Origin of the sequence: Zoogloea sp., assembly GCF_030157465.1 — a bacterium.
In the GTDB taxonomy this organism is placed as follows: domain Bacteria; phylum Pseudomonadota; class Gammaproteobacteria; order Burkholderiales; family Rhodocyclaceae; genus Zoogloea.
Genome location: NZ_JAOAUU010000110.1, coordinates 1 through 2940, shown reverse-complemented (window position 1 = coordinate 2940; position 2940 = coordinate 1). Strand labels below are relative to the sequence as shown.

The 2940-nt window shown below is 58.7% G+C and carries 3 protein-coding genes; 2 read left to right on the top strand and 1 reads right to left on the bottom strand.

Annotated features, from left to right (window positions below; all coding sequences use genetic code 11):
* Positions 1-408: 408 nt before the first annotated feature.
* Entirely contained in the window at positions 409-1683 is a 1275-nt protein-coding gene (gene urtA / locus Q1W26_RS13550; RefSeq protein ID WP_300441070.1) for an urea ABC transporter substrate-binding protein, read from the top strand.
* Between the two features lie 164 nt (positions 1684-1847).
* Here the strand turns inward: urtA and Q1W26_RS13545 are convergent, their stop codons facing one another.
* Positions 1848-2144 (bottom strand): hypothetical protein, encoded by a 297-nt coding sequence (locus Q1W26_RS13545; protein ID WP_300441067.1) that lies wholly within the window; start codon positions 2142-2144, stop codon positions 1848-1850.
* A gap of 284 nt (positions 2145-2428) precedes the next feature.
* Between Q1W26_RS13545 and Q1W26_RS13540 the strand changes: the two genes are divergently transcribed.
* Entirely contained in the window at positions 2429-2692 is a 264-nt protein-coding gene (locus Q1W26_RS13540) for a hypothetical protein (protein WP_300441073.1), read from the top strand.
* The last annotated feature ends 248 nt before the right edge of the window (positions 2693-2940 follow it).

Below are 2940 nucleotides of genomic sequence, written 5' to 3'. Positions count from 1 at the left end.
AGGGCTTCGCATGTCTGAGCCCGAAGGGCGAGTTTGCGAAGACCCCGCACGGCATTGCCGGAAGGAGGGAACCCCCGAAGGGGGCGCGGCAGCGGGGTACGTTTTCTTGCCTTCTTCTTTGTCGTACAACAAAGAAGAAGGTCGCCCGCCGGGGCGAGACCCGGCCGATGTAAGGTCATACACCGGAAATCCGTCCAGCAAGGGCTTAACCCGCAGAAGGTCGAATGGAATGAACCACCAAGGTTCGCGCAACGTCTGGAAAGCGCTTCCCCCGACAGGTGAGACTCTCCAAACCCGGCGGCCCCACTACGCAATCTGACGTATTTCTCGCGAAGCGCCCCGAACTTAATCTGGCCTTGCACTGCACAACAACGCAGCCCGGATCATCCAAACCTCCAAGGAGCTTTCATGAGCACTCGTCGCAACTTCATCAAGGCCACCGTCCTGTCTGCTGCCGTGGCATCCATCGGCATGGCGTCTTCGTTTGCGGCTCACGCTGCCGACACGATCAAGGTCGGGATCCTGCATTCGCTGTCCGGCACCATGGCCATTTCCGAAACGGCGCTGAAGGAAACCGCGCTGATGACCATCGACGAGATCAACAAGGCCGGCGGCGTGATGGGCAAGAAGCTCGAACCGGTGGTGGTGGACCCGGCCTCCAACTGGCCGCTGTTCGCCGAAAAGGCCCGCCAGCTGCTCACCAAGGACAAGGTGGCGGTCACCTTCGGCTGCTGGACTTCGGTGTCCCGCAAGTCGGTGCTGCCGGTGTACAAAGAACTCAACGGCCTGCTGTTCTACCCGGTGCAGTACGAGGGTGAAGAGCTTGAAAAGAACGTCTTCTACACCGGCGCCGCGCCCAACCAGCAGGCGATTCCGGCCGTGGAATACCTGATGAGCAAGGACGGCGGCGAGGCCAGGCGCTTCGTGCTGCTGGGCACCGACTACGTGTATCCGCGCACCACCAACAAGATCCTGCGCGCCTTCCTCAAGTCGAAGGGCGTGGCCGACGCGGACATCATGGAGGACTACACCCCCTTCGGTCACAGCGACTATCAAACCATCATCGCCAAGATCAAGAAGTTCGCCTCCGAAGGCAAGAAGACGGCGGTGGTCTCCACCATCAACGGCGACTCCAACGTGCCCTTCTACAAAGAACTCGGCAACGCCGGCCTGAAGGCCACCGACGTGCCGGTGGTAGCGTTCTCGGTAGGCGAAGAGGAACTCCGCGGCGTGGACGCCAAGCCGCTGGTCGGCCACCTGGCTTCGTGGAACTACTTCATGTCGCTGAAGAACCCCGAAAACGCCAAGTTCACCAAGATGTACAAAGACTGGGCCAAGAAACAGAAGCTGCCCAACGCCGACAAGGTGGTGACCAACGACCCGATGGAAGCCACCTACATCGGCATCCACATGTGGGCCCAGGCCGTCGAAAAAGCCAAGTCCACCGACACCGACAAAGTGATCGCCGCGATGGCCGGCCAGAGCTTCAAGGCGCCGTCGGGCTTCGTGGCCAAGATGGACGAAAAGAACCACCACCTGCACAAGCCGGTATTCATCGGCGAAGTGAAGGCCGACGGCCAGTTCAACGTGGTCTGGAAGACCCCCGGCCCGGTGAAAGCCGCCCCGTGGAGCCCCTACATCGCCGGCAACGACAAGAAGAAGGACGAGCCCGAAGGCAAGTAAGCATCTGAACGTTCAAACGTCATCAACGGGGGCTTCGGCCCCCGTTTTGCGTTTGAGGACTACTGGAGCGCGGTGAACTGCGTAGGTCGGGTTAGCGCAGCGTAACCCGACACCCGACCGTCGCATGCCGTGCTGTCGGGTTACGCCCTGCGGGCTAACCCGACCTACGCAACACTGACACGCCCCTTCTCTGCGCCGAGATGAAGCATTTCAGCGCCGAGTAAAAGATGTTCGTGCGCGGAATGAAGCATTTCACCGGCCAGATAAAGCATTCCGCATCCGGAATGAAGCATTACGCGATCGAGAGAAGATCTTTCGCACCAGGAATGAAGCATTGCCAAGCTGAACAAAGACCTTTTGCGTCCGGAATGAAGCATTGCTTTGATGAAATAAAGCATTCCGCCGCAGGAATGAAGCAACTCAAGTGCAAACAGCGTCATTTGCGGGTCGAACAGAAGCATTCCGCCGCAAAAAGATAGCAATTTTCTGCAGGCAGGCAAGCGCAGGCCAGCAACGGCAGGCTTCCCGACCGCCAACGAAAGCCATCGCCCGCCGCCCCGAAAACGCACCATCCCCCACAAAAGCCCCGCGCAGCCTGCACAAAACCCCGCCGCGCCTCACGCCAGCTCGCCCCATCGCCACCGCATCCACCCAAGCCGGATAGACAAGCGTGCGCCACGCAGCCCACCTCAGACGCTGAATTTTTTGGGGATTTTCTGCCTCTGTACATCGAATGGCATATTCCGTGGAATATCGTGAAACGCTAAGATTTAAGCGTGGCAGCCCACGACACGTTCAACCCGCAACGGAAGCCATCGTGCAGGAAATGCAACTCAAAGCTGTCTCCGCCCCCACCCTCCGCGCCGACGAAGCCTTCCGCGCCCAGCGCGAAGTCGAAGCCATCGCCGTGAATGCCATCGCACGCAAACTGAATGAGCGCCCCAGAAAGACACTAAACTACGAAACACCGGCACAACGATTTCAACAGTCCGTTACATCCACCGGTTGAATCCACATCAATAAGCAGCCGTTCCCAGTGCCAGCGCCATTGTCTCTTGGTCGGCCTTTGCAGACGTTTAGCCCCTCCTGCTTGAACAGCAGCAGTAGTGCGCAAAGCTAACTGCGTAGCCTCCACAAAACTCGGGGCGGCTCAGCATTTCGATTGGATCGGCCCCCAGGGCCATCGCACTCGAACGACATGGTTTTTTGAAATTCACCAAAAAAATCGTTCACGTTCAACAGGTTAAACAACCATCT